Origin of the sequence: Blattabacterium cuenoti, assembly GCF_014252035.1 — a bacterium.
In the GTDB taxonomy this organism is placed as follows: domain Bacteria; phylum Bacteroidota; class Bacteroidia; order Flavobacteriales; family Blattabacteriaceae; genus Blattabacterium; species Blattabacterium cuenoti_Z.
Window position 1 is genome coordinate 220,198 of sequence record NZ_CP059207.1, and the last position, 19,518, is coordinate 239,715.

The following is a 19,518-nucleotide window of genomic DNA, read 5'->3' on the forward strand; positions in this document are numbered from 1 at the left end:
AATAATTATTTTAACAATAATTTTATAAAATTTTTACAAAATTTTCCAGGATTTTTATTTTTCATAAAATATTCTCCAATTAAAAAACCTTTAAATCCATGTTTTCTTAATTTTAAGATAAAATTAACATCATTTATACCACTCTCAGCAATTTTTATATAATTATTAGGTATTTTTGAGGATAAGTCTAAACAATTATTTTTTCTTACAATAAAATTCCGTAAATCTCTATTATTAATTCCTATAATATTTATATTTTTCGTTATTTTATCTAATTCAGATTCACTATGAATTTCTAATATTACTTCTAACCCTATATTTTTTGCAAGTTTAGAAAAAATCTCAATTTCTTCCTTGGATAAAATTTCTGCTATTAATAGAATAACATCGGATCCTATACATTTAGATTCTATAATTTGATATTCACTAATGATAAAATCTTTTCTTAGAATAGGAAGAGTATCTTGAATTAAAAAACGTGATTTTTTTACATGATCATTACTTCCAGAAAAAAATTGATAATCTGTAAGTACTGATACACCACAAACACCTGAATATCTATAACCATTAATAACTTCTTCTAATGAGGAAGTATTATTTATCACTCCTTTTGATGGAGATTTTGATTTAAATTCCGCAATGATTCCTGTATTACTTTTTTTTAAATTTTCAGATAAAGAAACACTTGTTCTTTCGAAAAGAATATTTTTTTTCAACTTTTCTACTGGATAAAATTTCTCTTTATATGAGATTTCTTTTTTTTTATTCAATAATATCTTATCTAGTAGATTCATAATCTTAATAATTTTTTTAAAATATTCTTTGCTTTTCCACTTTTTAATGAATGTTTAGCTTTATCATAATTATTTTCAATACTATCCTTATTTAATAAACATAAGGCAAATGTAGCATTGATTAAAACAACTTCATTTTGTGATAAAGTACCTTCTCCTGATAAAACACTAATAAATATGCGAACATTTTCTTTCGTATTTTTTCCTCCTTTCAATTCATGAGGATTAACTTTTACTTTTTTATTTATTTCCAATTCTTCTAAAGAATAAAAATGTTCTCCTTCAGGAGAATAATATTTTATATCACTAGTAAGTGTAATTTCATCATGGCCATCTAAACTATGAACAATTGCATAATTATTTTCCATATTTTGATAAAAATAATAATATATTCTTGCTAATTCTAAATTGTTAACTCCTAGTAATTGATTTTTTGGATTTACAGGATTAACTAATGGTCCTAATGTATTAAAAATAGTCCTTAATCCTAATTCTTTTCTTACAGAAGACATAATATTTATAATTGGATGAAATATAGGCGCATGTAAATAACACAATCCTACTTTATCTAATTGATTTTTTAAAGTTTCTTCTTTATTAGAAAAGTTATATCCTAATTCTTTTAAAATATTAGATGAACCAGTTATAGAAGAAGAATTGAAGCTTCCATGTTTAATGACTTTTTCTCCAGTTCCTGCAACTATAAAACATGCTAAAGTAGAAATATTAAAAGTATTTTTACCATCTCCACCTGTTCCTACAATATCCACAGCATTAAATTCTGAAAGATTTATTTTCATTGATAATTCCATTATTGCTTGTCTAAATCCTGTTACTTCTTCTAAAGTAGGATATCTCATATTGTATATACTTATTATAGAAATCGCTTGAGTTTTATTAATTTTATTCATTGATAAATTCATCATCAAATCTTTAGCTTCTTTTTTGTTTAAAGTTTTTCCTATAAAAAGTTTATCTAATAATATTTTGGTCATAATAACTTCATTTTTTAAACAATTATATGTTTAACCAATTATTTATAATTTTTTCTCCACATGGTGTTAAAATAGATTCTGGATGAAATTGTACTCCACGAACATCATAAAATTTATGACGTAAAGCCATGATCTCCCCTTTATCTCCAATTGCTGTTATTTTAAGTTCTTTAGGAAAATTATGTGGAGATATTATCCAAGAATGATAACGTCCTACTTGAATTTTTTCTGGAAGTTTTTTAAAAAGTTTTTCTTGCGAATCAATAATTTTTATTAAACTCGATATACCATGATATACTTTTTTTGTATTGAGTAATTTTGCTCCAAAAACTTCACCTATAGCTTGTTGACCTAAACATACTCCAAAAATACTTTTGGTAGAAGCAAATTTTTTCACTAAAGGTTTTAATATATGAGCTTCGTCAGGTATTCCAGGACCAGGAGATAAAATAATTTTATTGTATTTCTCTATATCTGAAAGATTAATTTCATTATTTCTACATACTCTTACAGGTTTTTTTGTTAGTTTTTTTACAGCATGAACAAGATTATATGTAAAAGAATCATAATTATCCAAAATCAATATTTTATCCATAAAAAAAATTCATATAATATTTTTAGCTAATTCTATGGCTTTGAATAAAGCCATAAGTTTATTATTTATTTCTTGTAATTCTATATCTTCTTTAGATTCAGATACAATACCTGCTCCGGCTTGAAAAAAAAGAGTGTTATTCTTGCTAATAAAAGAACGAATAACTATAGCTGTATTAATACAAGAATTATTTAATCCAAAAAAACCAATAGCTCCTCCATATACACCTCTATGTTGATTTTCTATTTTATCTATTAATTCCATCGCTTTATATTTAGGAGCTCCAGATAATGTTCCTGCCGGAAAAGTGTCTCCAAATACTTTTATAATAGATGTGTTATCTTCTAACTTACCAGAAACTCTAGATACCATATGCAATACATGAGAAAAAGCCTGAATTTCTTTAAAACTTTCTACTTTAACATCTGAAGAATTTTTACTTAAATCATTTCTTGCTAGATCTACTAACATAACATGTTCTGCATTCTCTTTTGGATTATTTGATAAATCTTTGGACAATTTTTTATCTTTTTCATTTCCCGATCTACGTATAGTACCTGCTATCGGATTAATATATGCTATTTTATTAGAAATAATTAATTGAGACTCTGGAGAAGAACCAAATAATTTATAATTTCCATAGTCAAAATAAAAAAGATATGGAGAAGGATTAATAAAACGTAATGCACGATAAACATTGAATTCATCTCCTTTAAATTTTTGTTGAAATTGACGAGATAATACTATTTGAAAAACATCTCCACGTAAACAAGCTTTTATTCCTTTAGATACCATTTTTTTGTATTCTATATCTGTAAGGTTAGAAAAACGATTACCTACAGATTTAAACGGAAAAGAATAAAAATTTTTTCTTTTGATCAGTTCTATTAATTTATTGATACAAGAAGAATTTTGATGATTATTATTAAGATTATAGAATTGGTGTTCTATTATGGATATTTCATTATATATATGATGGAATATAATCAAATTTTTATAAAATCCGAATCGTATTTCTGGAATATTATATGTTTCCTTTACAATGGTATTAAATTGTATCTTTTCAAAATATTGAATACTATCATAAGATATATATCCATATAAACCTGAATAAGGTTTAGAAAAAATATTCTCTTCTTTAAATTTTTCAAAAAAATCTTCTATTAAAGTTTGAATATCTAATTTGTTATTTAAAAAAATATCTTTATCTACACAATTAGGATATGATATTCGTAATACATTCTTATATAGAATAAATTCAGATATTGGATTTATACAAATAATTGATAAATTTTTTTTGGAAATTTGGTAGTCAGAAGATTCTAATAACAATATTTTTGGAAAAACATTTCTTAATTTTAAATATAATTCTACCGGTGTAGTACTATCAGCTAAAATTTTTTTCTGGATAGTTCTAAAATTAAATTTAAACATGTTTTATGGTATTTTTTACATGATGATGTAAAGCTTATTATTCTGTGTACTAAAGAAAATAAGAAAATATCTGTAAATTAAATATTGTTCGAAATATTATCTTCTACCAATTTTAATTTCCTGAAGAAGTTTCATTTATTTTTATTTGTTTAGATGTTTATAAAGAAATGACATTATTTATATTGCTAGCAAATATAAATAAATTTTTTATATATGTAATTTTGAATAAAAACTACATAATTTTATCATGTTTCTTACTAGTTTTTTTTATATATAAAATTATATTGTTAGTTTTGTGAATAAAATAATTTAACCATTGAAAAAAATTTTTTTTACAATGGTATGATTTTTTGTAATTCTAAATTAGAAATTCTAAATTCAATGAAAAAATTATTTTATTTTTTTTTATTTATTTTATCATTTACTTTTTCATCTTTTTCAAAAGATAAAAAGGAAAAAGAGGATTTAAAACATGCAATTGAATATATTAAAAAATATGCTCAATTTGCTATTGAGGAAATGGAAAAATTTGGAATACCTGCTAGTATTAAATTAGGACAAGGGATTTTAGAATCTTATAGTGGAAGAAGTTTTTTATCTAAGAATACAAATAATCATTTTGGTATTAAATGTGGAAAAAATTGGGTAGGAGGTATTTATTTTCATGATGACGATCTTCCAAAAGAATGTTTTAGAAAATATAAATCTGTACGAGAATCTTTTCGTGATCATTCCAAATTTTTAAAACAACCTCGTTACCATAAACTATTCTTTTTAGATAAGAATGATTATCAATCTTGGGCAATGGAACTTAAAAAAGCAGGTTATGCAACTTCTATTAAATATGCAGAATCATTAATTAAACAAATAGAAAAATACTGTCTTTGGAAATTTGATAAAGAAAATTCTTATGAAATCAACAATAAAATTGATAAATATTTAACATTTATTATGGAAAAAAATATGGAAAAAAATAAAGTAGAACAATCTAACTTTATAGTTAATTTTTTTATAAAAATAGCTGTTTTCCTAAAAAATAAAATTCAATTTAGTGAGTAGTGAAATGATGATATATATTTTCAACCATATTAGTTTTCATTAATTTTTTAATTGATTTTTAATTATGATCAATAATAATTTAATTATAAGAAAATATAGCAAAAATCATGAATGGATTGTAAAAAAAAATGAAATTGATGAATTTTATTTTGTTGGTATTACAGATTTTGCTCAAAAAGAATTAGGTGATATAGTTTATCTAGATATAGATAATTCTATTATAGGTAAAAATATTCATGAAGGAAAAGTATTTGGTACGGTAGAGGCAGTCAAAACAGTTTCTGATTTATTTATGCCAGTTTCCGGTTTAATATTAGAATATAATAATGATTTATTATCTCATCCAGAATTAATAAATAATAGTCCATATGATAAAGGATGGATTTTAAAGATTAAAATCTTATCAGAAAAAGAATATAATTCTCTTTTTTCTTTAAAGGAATATGAAAAATATATAGGATCTATAAAATAATTCATGAAACATAATCATATTTTTGATTCTTTTGATGATGATCAAATAGCAAAAAAGATAATAGATTTTAAACATAACAATATTACAAAAGTTCGATTTTTAATACCTAGTATCCATTGTAGTTCATGTATTTTTATTTTAGAAAAAATATCTAAAAGATATGAATATATCATTGATGTTAATGTTGATTTTAATAGAAAACAAGTATGGATTACTTTTAATAATAAAAAACTAAAAATTAGTGAACTAGCAAATATATTGCATGATATAGGATATCCCCCATCCATGGATATGGAATTTATAGATAAAAAAACCAAAAATCAAAATTTTTTATTAAACAGAAAATTAATCGCAAAATTTGCTATTTCTTTCTTTTGTTTTGGAAATATAATGCTTTTATCGATTCCGGGATATGTAGGAGCTGATAATGAAGATATATGGTTTTTTAACCATAGAAATTTTTTCCGATATTTAATGCTAATACTATCTTTACCAATAGTTTTTTATTTTTCTATAGATCATATAAAATATGCTATTGTAGGTTTAAAAAAACATATATTAAATATGGATGTTCCTATTTCTATAGGAATATTGGTTTTATTTTCTTGGAGTTGTTATGAAATATTTTTTGATTTGGGAGCCGGTTATTTTGATAGTATTGCAAGTTTTTCATTATTTTTATCAATAAGTAAAATTTTTCAAAATTATACTCATAATAAAATTCTATCCTTTAATAGAAACTATAAATCTTATTTTTCTATTTTGATAACAAAAGTTAATTATCAAAATAAAAAAGAAGAAAAAACTATAATTTCTTCTATAAAAAAAGGAGATATTATTGTTATTAAAAATGAAGAAATTATACCAGTAGATTCTATTTTAATTAAGGGAAGTGCTATACTAGATAACAGTTTTATAACCGGAGAATCTTATTTAGTAAATAAAAAAATAGGAGACCATATTTATGCTGGATCTAAACAAAAAGGAGGAGCTATTTATTTAAAAGTTATTAAAGATATAGACCATAGTTATTTAAGTTTATTATGGAATAAAAAAAAACGTAAACTTTATCATTTAAATTCTATATCTAACAAATTTATACAATATTTTTTTACACCAGTTGTTTTAAGTATTTCAATGTTTACCGGATTATATTGGTATTATATAGTAGGTGATATATCAAAAGTATTTCAGACAACTTTTTCTGTATTAATCATTTCTTGTCCATGTGCTATAGCAATTTCTACTCCTTTAATTTTTGGAAATATTATACGATATTTTTCTAGAAAGGGATTTTATGTGAAAGATATTTATACAATGGAAAGAATTTCTGCAATAAAAACTTTGATTTTTGATAAAACTGGAACTATAACAGATCCTAACAAAGATAAGGTATTTTTTTTTGGTAAAAATATTGGATATGAAGAAAAAAAAATAATTGCATCCTTATTAAGGAATTCTACTCATCCTTTGAGTAATAGAATATTATCTGAATTATCTATTAAATATTTTTATTCTGTAGATAATTTTAAAGAAGTTATAGGAAAAGGAATAGAAGGTATTATAAAAAATATGTTAGTTAAAATAGGTTCTGCAGAATATTTAGGAATATCACTAATTGATAATAATGCAAAAAATAAAACAGTAGTAGCAATTTCCATTAATGATAAATTCATAGGTTATTTTCTATTTAGGAATTATTATCGCAAAAATATAGAAAACATTTTTCAAAAAATCAAAAAATATAAAATTATCATTCTTTCTGGAGATCATAATGAATTAGAAAAAAGATATTTAAAATCAATATTGCCTAATAAGTATAGTGATGTTTTTTTTAGTCAAACTCCAGAAGATAAACTTGATTACGTAAAAAAATTAAAAAATAAAGGAGAAAAAGTAATTATGATTGGAGATGGAATTAATGATTGTGCAGCATTGAATGAAAGTGATGTAGGTATAGCTATATCAGATAATCCTACAGGTTTTTTTCCTACTTGTGATGCTTTTCTTCAGTCCGATTTTTTGGATAGTTTTTTTTTGTTTTTAAAAATATCAAAGATATCTTCCAAATTAGTAATTATTAATTTTATTATTAGTTTATTTTATAATGGAGTAGGCCTCATATTTTCTATTACTGGTAATTTAAAACCTTTGATAGCAGCAATTTTGATGCCTTTAAGTTCTTTTTCAGTGATTACTTTTTCTATTATATCTACTTGGTTTATTACAAGAAGATTATTTTCATATAATTTATAAAGAAGTTTTATCTTTAATTTTTAGTTTAGTTTTAGTTTCATGAATATGGAAATATGGATATAATAATTATTATGGTATTATCTAGTATTTTACTGGGAATATTTTTTCTCATATTTTTTTTAATTTGTTTATATTCAGGTCATTTTGATGATTTTGAATCTCCTAGAATAAGGATATTAATTGATGATATTTATTATTATAATCACAATAATGAAAAAGAAAAAAATTCATAGGTAGCAATGAAATTAGAAACACATTATTACAATAACAATATTGTAAAAGCTTTTTTATATGCTACAATATTTTGGGCATTAATTGGATTTTTAGCAGGTTTATTTATAGCATTACTATTATTTGAACCTAAAATACCAGAATTTATATTTGGAAATAATTTGAAATTTTCTCAAGGAATGATGGGATTTGGAAGATGGAGGATGTTACATACAAATACTGCTATTTTTGCTTTTGTAGGCAATACAATTTTTACAGGATATTATTATTCCATACAACGAATATTAAAAACAAGAGTATTCAGTGATACTTTAAGTTGGATTCATTTTTGGGGGTGGCAAATATTTATTGTTTTTACTTGGATTACTTTCTTATTAGGAATAAACACAAGTAAAGAATATGCTGAGCATGAATGGCCCATAGATTTATTAATACTTTTTATTTGGCTTATTTATGGTATAAATATTATAGGAAGTATCCTAAAAAGAAGAATAAAACATTTATATGTTAGTATTTGGTTTTTATTAGGAACATGGGTAGCTATGGCTATGTTACATATATTTAATAATCTTGAATTACCAATTTCTGTTCTATCTTTTAAAAGTTATTCTATATATGCTGGAGTTCAAGATGCGTTAATGCAATGGTGGTATGGACATAATGCAGTCGCTTTTGTTCTAACCACTCCTATACTTGGTTTAATGTATTATTTTGTTCCAAAAGCTTCAAATCAACCCATTTTTTCTTATAGGCTTTCTATCATTCATTTTTGGTCATTAATATTCATTTATATTTGGGCTGGCCCACATCATTTGATGTATACTTCTCTTCCTAATTGGGCTCAAATGTTGGGAACTATTTTTTCTATAATGTTAATTGCTCCTTCTTGGGGTGGTATGTTAAATGGTTTATTAACATTGAGATATGATTGGAATAAAGTAAAAAAAGATCCAATATTAAAATTTTTTGTTGTTGGAATTATATGTTATGGAATGGCAACTTTTGAAGGACCTATGTTAGCTACTAAAACTTTAAATTCTATAGGACATTTTACAGATTGGGTGATAGCTCATGTTCATTTGGGAACTTTAGGTTGGAATGGTTTTATGGCCTTCGGAGTTTTATATTGGTTAACAAAGAAAATGTGGAATACAAAGTTATATTCTGTATCATTAGCTAATATTCATTTTTGGTTAGGAGTATTAGGTATTATATTATACATTTTTCCAATGTATTTTGGTTCTGTTTTGCAATCTATGATGTGGAAAAAGTTTAATCCAGATGGAACATTAACTTATAAAAATTTTTTAGATTCTGTTACATCTATTATTCCATTTTATAAAATACGTTTTATAGGTGGTTTTATTTATTTGATAGGTTTTATTTTAATGATATTTAATTTATTTAAAACTATCAAAAAAGGACATTTTATTAGTAATGAAGAATTTAAATTTGTATCTACTAAGAAAATAGAAGAAAATAAGGGTATTCATAATTGGTTAGAAAAAAGACCTATACAATTTACTATTTTATCTTTTATTACTGTAGCAATTGGAGGTTTTATTGAAATAATTCCTACTTTGGTAATTAAATCTAATGTTCCCACAATTCATAATGTAAAACCTTATAGTGCTCTAGAATTAGAGGGTAGGGATCTATTTGTAAGAGAAGGATGTAATGCTTGTCATAGTGCTCAGGTTCGTCCATTTAGGGATGAAGTCGTTCGTTATGGAGAGTATTCTAAAGCTGGAGAATTTGTATATGATCATCCATTTCTTTGGGGTTCTAAAAGGACAGGACCAGATTTAGCTAGAGAGGGAGGAAAAAATCCAAGTTCCTGGCATTATAATCATATGAAAAATCCTCGTTCTACTTCTTCAGGTTCTATTATGCCAAGTTACCCTTGGCTTATTTTCAATAAGTTGGATATTTCTGATACGGAAAAAAAGTTAAAGGCAATGATTAGGCTAGGTGTTCCATATACTGATGAATATATAAAAAATTTTAAAAGAGATATTGATATTCAATCAAAAAAAATTGTAGATGATATTTATAAAGAATATCCTTCTTTAAAAGAAGAAATAAATATAAAACAAATAAAAGAAAAAAAGAATTTTATTCCTTTGGAAAAAAGAGAAATAATAGCTCTAATTGCATATTTACAACGTTTAGGAACGGATATTAAATCTTGAAAAAATGATAAGTTTTCTCAAACATTATTTTACTGGGGAAAAAAATATAGGAATTTTCCAATCCATTATGCTTGTGATATTTTTTTTAACTTTTTTCTTGATAATATTATTTTTTATTTTTTTTAGATCTAAAAAATATTATCAAGAAAAAAGTATTTCTATTTTAGAAAATAAAGAAAATCATCAGAATTTATGAGATATAAAATTTCATCTTTTATTATGATTTCCTCTACATTATCGATTATAGTATATATATTATACACTTTTTTTAAAAGTTATAATATGATGAATTACATTATTCATCCTATTACTATATTTTTCTTTATTATAATTACGATATTGTTAATAGTTTTAGAATTCATTGAAAATTTAATTTTTAAAAAAAGATTAGAATCTATTCCGGAAGAGATAAAAAAAAATATATTAGAAGAAAATGAAGGAAATTATTTTTATAGACTTTATAAATTCATATTTTTTGATCAAAAAAATGATAAAGTTAAAAAAATTGATCACGGATTTGACGGAATTATAGAATTAGATAATAAACTACCAATTTGGTGGGTTCATTTATTTTTAATTACAATTATATTTTCAGCAGTTTATTTTTTCTCTTATTTATTGATAGATTATTCTAATCCTTATAAAGAATATGACATATCTTATAAAGATCAACTGAAAAAAATTGAAATTTTTGAAAAAAATACTCCTCAAATTACCATAGAAAATGCTTCATTTAAAGAAGAACTCATAGATAGTGGAAAAACTCTTTTTGAAGAAAATTGTGCTACATGTCATCAATCAGACGGTAGTGGAAATATCGGTCCTAATTTAACAGATAATTATTGGATAAATATAAAAGAAAAAGATTTATTTAAAAACATATATTTTATAATATGGAATGGAAGTGATAATAATCCAACTATGCGAGCTTTTGGGAAATCAGGAGAAATAAAAGGAAATGATATTGAAAAAATATCTAGTTATGTTTATTACATTAATAGAAACCCTAAAAAACCAAAAGGAAAATTACCACAAGGAAAAAAAAACTTGAATTGGAGTATATAAAATAAAATTCATCTATTTTTTTATTATGAAAATAAAATTCAGTTGGGATGTTGGAATAGTGTTATCTTTGATTACTTTTATGATTTTTATCATTTACATAGCTTTTTTTTTCCCAAATGTAGAAAGTCAACTTGTATCAGATAGGTATTATGAAGAAGAAATAAAATATCAAGATACTATAAATGAGAAAAAAAATGTATTAAATCTCGATAAAAAAGTAGAAATTATTGTCAATAATAATGGTATTAAAATAATAATACCATATGATAATAAAATAAGTAATGATAATATTATACATGGTTATTTTACTTTATTCAGATCTTCCTCTAAGGATTTAGATGTTACAAGACATTTCAAAATATCAAAATATTCTAACGTATTATTTATTCCAAAAAAAATGATGAAAAAAGGATGTTACAAAATTATAATTAAATGGAAATATCACACAAAAAAATATCTTTTTGAGAAAAATATATTCTGGAAATAATAAAAATTTCATTTATTTCGGAATTATTAATATTTAGCATAATGAGAAAAAAAACAAATAATTTTCGTGAAGAATCTTTAAATTACCATAGCCAGTTTCCTTCTGGAAAAATACAAATAACTCCTACAAAAAAATATAGTAGTCAAAGAGATCTTTCTCTTGCTTACTCACCTGGAGTAGCAGAACCTTGTAAAGAAATAGCTTCTTCTTCCAAAAAAGCGTATAAATATACTTCTAAAGGGAATCTTGTTGCAGTAATAACTAATGGATCTGCAGTATTAGGGTTGGGAAATATTGGGGCATTAGCCTCTAAACCAGTTATGGAGGGAAAAGCCCTTTTATTTAAAATTTTTTCTGGAATCGATGTTTTCGATATAGAAATTAATGAATCAAATCCTGAAAAATTTGTAAATATTGTAAAATCAATTTCTCCTACTTTTGGAGGAATTAATTTAGAAGATATTAAAGCTCCAGAAGCTTTTGAAATAGAAAGAAAACTTAAAATGGAATTAGACATTCCCGTGATGCATGATGATCAACATGGTACAGCTATTATTTCAGGAGCAGCATTACTAAATGCTATTGACTTTGTTAAAAAAGATATTCATAAAATAAAAATGGTAGTTAATGGAGCTGGAGCCGCTGCTATTTCTTGCACAAAAACTTACAAACAACTTGGAATAAAATCAGAAAATATACTTATGTTTGATAGTAAAGGTTTATTACATTCTTCAAGAACTGATTTGAACAAAGAAAAAAAAGAGTTTTCTGTAAATAATTACCCAATTCTTACTCTAGAACAAGCTATAAAAAATTCCGATGTTTTTATTGGACTATCAATAGGAGGAATTTTAAAACCTCATATGTTGAAAAGTATGTCTATAAATCCTATTGTATTTGCTATGGCAAATCCTGATCCAGAAATAGACTATAATTTAGCAATTAAAATTCGTCCAGATGTTGTTATGGCTACTGGTAGAAGCGACTACCCAAACCAAGTAAATAATGTTTTAGGTTTTCCTTATATCTTTAGAGGAGCTCTTGATGTTCATGCTAGAGTGATCAATGATGAAATGAAATTAGCGGCTGTATATGCAATTGCCTCTCTAGCAAAAGAACCTGTTCCAGAACAAGTAAATATTGTATATAATAAGAAAAACCTTTCCTTTGGAAAGGAATATATTATTCCAAAACCTTTTGATAATCGTTTAATTACACGTGTTGCTCCTGCAGTTGCTAAAGCTGCTATAGATTCTGGAGTAGCAAAAAATCCTATTTTAAACTGGAAAGAATATAAAGAAAAATTATTAGATAGGATGGGTTATGAAAGTAAAATACTTAGAATGATTCAAAATAGAGCAAAAACAAATCCAAAAAAAATTGTTTTTTGTGATGGAGAAGAATATAATATACTTAAATCAATTCAAATTCTTAATGAAGAGGGAATTATATCTACTCCTATAGTACTAGGAAATGAAAAATGTATAAAACGCTTAATGGCTGAAAATCATCTTGATTTTAAATTAAAAATAATAGATCCAATTAAAGAAGAAAATAAAATTGAATATTTTTCTAAAATTCTTTGGAAAAGGAGAAATAGGAAGGGTTTAACTCTATATGAATCCAAAATTCGTATGCGGACCAATAATCACTTTGGAGCTATGATGGTTGATCAAGGAGAAAGTGATGCAGTTATTACAGGTTATTCTAGAAGTTTTTCTTTAAGTTTACGTCCAATGTTAGAAGTGATAGGAAAAGCTCCATCAGTGCAAAAAATAGCAGGAATGATGATTTTATTAACAAAAAAAGGTCCTTTATTTTTGGCAGATACAGCAGTAATACCAGACCCAACCAGTGAAGAATTAGCCAAAATTGCAATTATGGTATCTAACGTAGTTAAAGAATTTGATATTGAACCACATGTAGCTATGCTTTCTTTTCAAAATTTTTCTTCTGAAATTTCTTCTAAAGTTTCTAAAACAGTTTCTTTTTTACATGAAAAATATCCGGATCTAATAGTAGATGGGGAATTACAACCAGACTTTGCATTAAATGAATTTCTGTTAGCTAGTAAATTTCCTTTTTCTAAACTAGTTAAAAAAAAAGCAAATATATTTATATTTCCAAATATGGAATCAGGAAATCTAACTTATAAATTTATTAGAGGGTTAGGTAATATTCAAACTATTGGACCTATAATGTTAGGAATGCGAAAGCCGGCACATGTTATGCAAATGCAATCTAATATAGAAGAAATAGTAAATTTAGCGACTATATCTGTTATAGATGCACAAATTAGAAATTAGAAAATCTATTAATTAAAAACATATCTTTTAAATAAAATATCTTTTCCAAATAGAGTATAAATTTTTTTTTTGAAAAAACATGGTATAAAAGTAGATGTATAAAAAATTTCCAATTTTTTATGATGATATGATGATGAAGTTGTTGTACTATATAATTTTTTTTCTTTTAATATTTTTTTTATCTCTTGTACTACTATTTTTTGTATATCAATTATATGTATATGAACTCTTCCATAATATAAATTTTCTATTTCTTTTTTAAAAAATAGATAATGAGTACAGGCTAATAATAATGTATCTATTGATTTTAAATTATTCAAATAATTTTTTATTATATTTTTTATTTTTATAATTTCTATTCCTTTCTCTATCATGGGTGCAAGTAAAGGAGCAGATACTTGAATTATATCTAGATGATGATAGTATTTATTTATTTCTTTTACATAAAAATTTGAACGTATAGTAGCAGGTGTTGCAATGATTCCTATTCTATTAGAAGTAAGTAATATTTTATTTTTTACTATGGGTTCTATTACATTAAATATTATGAACTTTCTATTAAATTTTTTTTTAATCTCTTCTAAAGCATTAGATGTAACAGAATTACATGCAATAACTATAGCTTTACATTTTTTTTTCAAAAAAAAAGAAACTATTTTTATGGAGTTTTTTATAATAAAATCTTTCGATTTTTCTCCATATGGCATATTCATAGTATCTCCAAAATAAATAATATTTTCATTCGGCATTTGCATTGTAATTTCTTTAGCTATAATTACTCCTCCAATACCAGAATCAAATATTCCTATAGGAGCATCTATTTTCATTAGTTAATAAATAATAATATTTCTTATTTATTAGATATATTTTTTCTTAAACTATTTTTTAGTCTAGATGACTTATTCTTATGAATGATATTTCTTTTAACTAATTTATCAATCATAGATATTACTTTAGAATAACCTTCTTTATTAATTAAAAATTTTTTTATAGCTGTTTTTGTGCTTTTATACGCATATTTATTACGTATACGTCTAATTTGATTTTGTCTAATTCTTTTAAAAGAGGATAAATGATTTGCCATAAATAATTAAAAATACATAGCCCATAGGGGAATCGAACCCCTCTTTCCAGGATGAAAACCTGACGTCCTAACCAATAGACGAATGGGCCTACTAGTAATGTAATGAATACAAATTATATTTTTTTTATATTTAATACAAGTTTAAATTTAATTGTAAACTACAATGTTTTTCAATATGTAGGGAAAAAAAAGTGATATCACTATATATATATTTATTATCCATAAATCCACAAAAACATAAAAACTAAAACTATAAATATATATTATTAAGTTCCCTACCTAATTATATATAATAAATTAAGTAATAATAACAACAAAAAAATGTATTTTTCCTTATTATTATGACGAAAAAATAAAAAACATAGAAGAAAATTCATTATTTCAGTAGTACCGTACCATAACCTACAGTATATATAGTAGATAAGATAGTGAAAGTAATTAATTTACAGAATAAAAATAGTTATATCAAAATTATTATTCATAGAATATATGAAAAAAAATATCAATGAATATAATAAATACATTACGGAAATAATAATACTTTATTCAAAATAATTTTCGATAGAAAATCCTATAGATTTTAAGTCTTTCCAAAAATTAGGATATGATTTATTAACAACGTATGGATCTTCTATACAAATAGTATTTAGTAATCCTAATGGAGCAAAAGACATCGCCATTCTATGATCTTGATAAGTATTTAAAAAAATATTATCATTTTTTTTTTGTTGATAAAAATCATCTATTCTTATAGATGAATTTGTTATACTTGTTATAATTCCTATTTTATATAATTCTTCTTTTAATGCTATTAATCTATCAGTTTCTTTTATTTTTAATGTTTCTAATCCTTTCAAATAACACTTTATTCCAATAATGGCGCAAGTTACAACGATAGTCTGTGCAAGATCCGGAGTATTATTCAAATCTAATTCAAAAAACTTTGGTAAAGAAAAATTAAATTTTTTATAAATGGTTATTTTACTTTCTTTAAAAGAAGTGTATACGCCAAAATATTTTTCGTATATAGATGAAACATTTTTATCTCCTTGTAAACTATCAATATTATACGAAGATAAAGTAATCTTACTTTCTTTTGCAATAGCCGACATAGAATAATAATAAGAAGCAGAACTCCAATCTGATTCTATATAAAAACATTTTTTTTGTTGTTTTTTACCTGGAAAAATATGAATAACTTTATTTTCCCATAATACTTTTATACCTGCCAAAGTAAGTAGATTAAAAGTCATTTTTATATATGGAAAAGATGTTATGTTATCTTTCATATAAATTTTGAGACCATTTTTAAATTTACTAGCTACTAACATTAAAGAAGTAATATACTGACTACTAATTTTTGCATTTATATCTATTTCTCCTCCCGTAATTTCTTTACCTAAAATTTTTATTGGAGGATAACCTTCTTTTTCTAAATAAAATATTTTAGCACCTAATTTTTTTAAAGCATTCACTAATACCAAAATTGGTCTTTCTTTCATTCTTTTTGATCCTGTTAATATCGTTTCTCTTTCTTTTTGTATAGATAAATAAGAGGTTAAAAAACGCATTGCAGTTCCAGCATGATGAATATTTAATACATTAGAATTACTGATTAAACTCGTCTTTAATAACTCTGTATCTTCACAATTAGAAAGATTAACAATATCAATTTCATCTTTATAAATAGCCTTTAAAATTAAAAGACGATTAGATATACTTTTAGATCCATTGATTGATACAGATCCAAATAAAGAAGACTTATCTTTTTTTACTTTAATATAATCTATATTCATTATTTCTATTTTAATTTTTCATTTTCATAATGTCGATCATGGTCTCTGATTTTTTTATCTTTTAATTTTTTACAAAAAGATTTTTCCAAATCAATTCCTGTTTGATTAGCTAAACATATCAAAACAAATAAAACATCTGATAATTCGCTTCCAAGATCATCATTTTTTTTACAATTTTTTCTTTTAGATTGTTCGCCATAATTTCTAGCAACAATTCTAGAAACTTCTCCTACTTCTTCAGATAAAAGAATTGTATTAGTTAATATATCAAAATATCGTACACCATGATTCATAATCCAATTATGAACTAATTTTTGTATTTTTTTTATTTCCAAAATTTTATTCGAATTTTTTTTTCATTATATATTGAGCATGATTTATAATAGAATTACGATCAATATTATATTTTTTCATAAGTTCCATAGGTTTTCCACTTTCACCAAAAGTATCATTTACAGCTACAAAAGCTTGAGGAATAGATCCTATTTTCATAGCAATAACTCTAGAAATACTTTCACCTAAACCACCCCAATAATTATGCTCTTCTGCCGTTATGATACATTTTGTTTTTTCAACAGATTTTAAAATAATATTATGATCCAATGGTTTAATTGTATGAATATTTATTACTTCACATTCAATTCCATATTTTTCATATAATTCTTTAGAAGCTTCTAAAGATTCCCACACTAAATGACCTGTACTAACAATGGTAATATCCTTTCCTTTTATTAAACGAATACCTTTTCCTATTTCAAATTTTTTGTTTTTATCTGTAAAATTAGCTACAGAAGGACGTCCAAAACGAAGATATACTGGTCCTAAATGCTCACATATACTTAAAGTTGCCGCATAAGTTTGATTGTAATCACAAGTATTAATAACAGTCATCCCTGGTAACATTTTCATCATTCCAATATCTTCTAAACATTGATGTGTAGCACCATCTTCTCCAAGAGTTAAACCGGAATGAGACGCACATATTTTGACGTTTTTATAAGAGTAACAAATTGATTGACGTATTTGATCATACACACGAGATGTTGCAAAATTAGCAAATGTTCCTGTAAATGGAATATATTTTCCAATACTTATACCAGCAGCTATACCAATCATATTTGCCTCTGCTATTCCTATTTGAAAAAATCTTTCCGGAAATTTTTTCGAAAAATCTTTCATACATAAAGAACCAGTAAGGTCAGCACATAAAGCTATCACTTTATTATTATTACTTCCAAGAAATGTTAATGCGTCACCAAATCCAGCTCTGGTTTCTTTTAAACCTTGATTTTCATATTTTTTTTTATATTCTTTCATATATTTTTATGATAAAGGATAATCTCCTAAACTTTCAGGTAGTTGAGACAAAGCTATATTTAATTCCTCTTTATTAGGAGATTTTCCATGCCAAATATGTTTCCCCAACATAAAATCTACACCATATCCCATTATAGTATGTAAAAGAATTAAAATCGGCCTACCTTTTCCTGTTTCATTTTTTGCTTTTTTTAGAATTCTAATAACTTTTTCAACATCATTTCCATTGAATTCTTCTAATACGTTCCAATCAAAAGATTGGAATTTTCTTTTTAAATCTCCAAGAGGTAACACATCATCGGTAGTTCCATCTATTTGCTGTCCATTATAATCTATAGTTGCTATATAATTATCTATTTTTCTAGATCCAGCATATAAAGCTGCTTCCCAAATTTGTCCTTCATTTAATTCTCCATCTCCATGTAAACTATATATAATAGAATTATACTCTTTACTTAATTTTTTTGATAAAGCCGCTCCTATTGATACGGACATTCCTTGTCCTAAGGATCCAGAAGAAATTCTAATTCCAGGTAATTTTCCATGAACAGAAGGATGTCCTTGTAAACGTGAATTTAACTTTCTGAAAGTTGATAATTCTTTTATAGGAAAAAATCCAGAACGAGATAATACGCTATAGTAAACAGGAGATATATGACCATTAGATAAAAAAAATAGATCTTCTCCTTTTCCTTCCATAGTAAATCTTTTTGGGTCGTAACGCATTATCTTATGATATAAAGCAACAAAATATTCCGTGCATCCTAAAGAACCACCCGGATGTCCCGATTCTGCATGATGAATCATACGTAATATATCCCTTCTTACTTGAAAACATAAACTATTTAAATAATGTACATTCATTTTACTTATTTTTTTTATTCTATATTTTTGTTTCAGTCAATCCGGTAACATGACAACAACACAAAAATAACAATTAATTATGAGTATTATAAATAGAAAAGCGAAGTTTCAATACTATTTATTAGAAAAATATATTGCTGGAATTCAGCTTCTTGGAACAGAAGTAAAATCTATAAAGGAAAATAAAGCTAGTATAAACGAAAGTTTTTGCCATATAAAAAACGGAGAGTTATATTCAATTAATATGTATATATCTGAATATAAATTTGGAACAGATCGTAATCATTATAACCGAAGAGAAAGAAAATTATTATTAAATAAAAAAGAATTGATAAAAATAGAAAAAAAATTAAAGGATCCAGGTATAACAATAATTCCTATAGAATTATTTATTAACAAAAAAGGGTATATAAAAATGAAAATAGCACTAGCAAAAGGTAAAAAAATATATGATAAACGTGAATCTATACGAAAAAAAGATATAGATAGAGACAATAAAAAAATATTTTTTTAAAAAAATTAATGATTTTCAAAGATTGCATTATTGATTTTTAAAATCAAATATTATATT

At 24.4% G+C, this 19,518-nt stretch carries 19 protein-coding genes and 1 tRNA gene; 9 read left to right on the forward strand and 11 right to left on the reverse strand.

Features of this window, described 5'->3' with window-relative positions; genetic code table 11:
* Positions 1-5: 5 nt before the first annotated feature.
* The 4 genes from H0H49_RS01040 to H0H49_RS01055 are packed head-to-tail and all read right to left on the reverse strand — an operon-like array spanning position 6 to position 3,818.
* Positions 6-794, reverse strand: a complete 789-nt coding sequence (locus tag H0H49_RS01040; protein WP_185864642.1) for an indole-3-glycerol phosphate synthase TrpC — start codon at positions 792-794, stop codon at positions 6-8.
* Entirely contained in the window at positions 791-1,789 is a 999-nt protein-coding gene (trpD, locus tag H0H49_RS01045) for an anthranilate phosphoribosyltransferase (RefSeq protein WP_185864643.1), read from the reverse strand. The genes H0H49_RS01040 and trpD overlap by 4 nt, the downstream gene beginning before the upstream one ends.
* Before the next feature lie 22 nt (positions 1,790-1,811).
* The gene (locus H0H49_RS01050) at positions 1,812-2,384 is read right to left on the reverse strand and encodes an anthranilate synthase component II (protein ID WP_185864644.1); all 573 of its coding nucleotides are present in this window, start codon (positions 2,382-2,384) and stop codon (positions 1,812-1,814) included.
* Between the two features lie 9 nt (positions 2,385-2,393).
* Positions 2,394-3,818, reverse strand: coding sequence for an anthranilate synthase component I family protein (locus tag H0H49_RS01055; protein ID WP_185864645.1), 1,425 nt, complete (start codon positions 3,816-3,818; stop codon positions 2,394-2,396).
* Positions 3,819-4,199: 381 nt separating this feature from the next.
* Between H0H49_RS01055 and H0H49_RS01060 the strand changes: the two genes are divergently transcribed.
* From H0H49_RS01060 to H0H49_RS01095, 8 genes are all read left to right on the forward strand, one after another.
* On the forward strand, positions 4,200-4,877 hold the full coding sequence (locus H0H49_RS01060) for a glycoside hydrolase family 73 protein (protein ID WP_185864646.1): 678 nt from the start codon (positions 4,200-4,202) through the stop codon (positions 4,875-4,877).
* A 64-nt stretch (positions 4,878-4,941) separates the two neighbouring features.
* Positions 4,942-5,349 (forward strand): glycine cleavage system protein GcvH, encoded by a 408-nt coding sequence (gene gcvH, locus H0H49_RS01065; protein WP_185864647.1) that lies wholly within the window; start codon positions 4,942-4,944, stop codon positions 5,347-5,349.
* Positions 5,350-5,352: 3 nt separating this feature from the next.
* Entirely contained in the window at positions 5,353-7,605 is a 2,253-nt protein-coding gene (locus H0H49_RS01070) for a heavy metal translocating P-type ATPase (RefSeq protein ID WP_185864648.1), read from the forward strand.
* Between the two features lie 71 nt (positions 7,606-7,676).
* A complete protein-coding gene (gene ccoS, locus H0H49_RS01075) occupies positions 7,677-7,838 on the forward strand; it encodes a cbb3-type cytochrome oxidase assembly protein CcoS (RefSeq protein ID WP_238784957.1) in 162 nt (53 codons plus the stop codon).
* A 6-nt stretch (positions 7,839-7,844) separates the two neighbouring features.
* Positions 7,845-10,028, forward strand: a complete 2,184-nt coding sequence (gene ccoN, locus H0H49_RS01080; RefSeq protein ID WP_185864650.1) for a cytochrome-c oxidase, cbb3-type subunit I — start codon at positions 7,845-7,847, stop codon at positions 10,026-10,028.
* A 192-nt stretch (positions 10,029-10,220) separates the two neighbouring features.
* Positions 10,221-11,093 carry a cbb3-type cytochrome c oxidase N-terminal domain-containing protein gene (locus H0H49_RS01085; protein ID WP_185864651.1) on the forward strand — a complete coding sequence of 291 codons (873 nt, stop codon included), beginning with the start codon at positions 10,221-10,223 and terminating at the stop codon, positions 11,091-11,093.
* A gap of 25 nt (positions 11,094-11,118) precedes the next feature.
* On the forward strand, positions 11,119-11,580 hold the full coding sequence (locus H0H49_RS01090) for a FixH family protein (RefSeq protein WP_185864652.1): 462 nt from the start codon (positions 11,119-11,121) through the stop codon (positions 11,578-11,580).
* Between the two features lie 41 nt (positions 11,581-11,621).
* Complete coding sequence (locus H0H49_RS01095) at positions 11,622-13,886, forward strand: NADP-dependent malic enzyme (protein ID WP_185864653.1); 2,265 nt, start codon at positions 11,622-11,624, stop codon at positions 13,884-13,886.
* A gap of 8 nt (positions 13,887-13,894) precedes the next feature.
* Here the strand turns inward: H0H49_RS01095 and murI are convergent, their stop codons facing one another.
* From murI to H0H49_RS01130, 7 genes are all read right to left on the reverse strand, one after another.
* Positions 13,895-14,713 (reverse strand): glutamate racemase, encoded by an 819-nt coding sequence (gene murI, locus H0H49_RS01100; RefSeq protein ID WP_185864654.1) that lies wholly within the window; start codon positions 14,711-14,713, stop codon positions 13,895-13,897.
* Between the two features lie 23 nt (positions 14,714-14,736).
* Positions 14,737-14,970: a 30S ribosomal protein S20 gene (rpsT, locus tag H0H49_RS01105; RefSeq protein ID WP_185864655.1), complete on the reverse strand. Its 234-nt coding sequence runs from the start codon at positions 14,968-14,970 to the stop codon at positions 14,737-14,739.
* Positions 14,971-14,987: 17 nt separating this feature from the next.
* Positions 14,988-15,059, reverse strand: a tRNA-Glu gene (locus H0H49_RS01110).
* Between the two features lie 453 nt (positions 15,060-15,512).
* On the reverse strand, positions 15,513-16,766 hold the full coding sequence (locus H0H49_RS01115) for a carboxyvinyltransferase (protein WP_185864656.1): 1,254 nt from the start codon (positions 16,764-16,766) through the stop codon (positions 15,513-15,515).
* 5 nt (positions 16,767-16,771) lie between these two features.
* Complete coding sequence (locus tag H0H49_RS01120; RefSeq protein ID WP_185864657.1) at positions 16,772-17,101, reverse strand: nucleotide pyrophosphohydrolase; 330 nt, start codon at positions 17,099-17,101, stop codon at positions 16,772-16,774.
* A gap of 4 nt (positions 17,102-17,105) precedes the next feature.
* Entirely contained in the window at positions 17,106-18,083 is a 978-nt protein-coding gene (locus H0H49_RS01125) for a transketolase family protein (protein ID WP_185864658.1), read from the reverse strand.
* A 6-nt stretch (positions 18,084-18,089) separates the two neighbouring features.
* Complete coding sequence (locus H0H49_RS01130) at positions 18,090-18,947, reverse strand: transketolase (RefSeq protein WP_185864659.1); 858 nt, start codon at positions 18,945-18,947, stop codon at positions 18,090-18,092.
* Positions 18,948-19,026: 79 nt separating this feature from the next.
* Between H0H49_RS01130 and smpB the strand changes: the two genes are divergently transcribed.
* Complete coding sequence (gene smpB / locus H0H49_RS01135; protein ID WP_185864660.1) at positions 19,027-19,461, forward strand: SsrA-binding protein SmpB; 435 nt, start codon at positions 19,027-19,029, stop codon at positions 19,459-19,461.
* Positions 19,462-19,518: the final 57 nt, after the last annotated feature.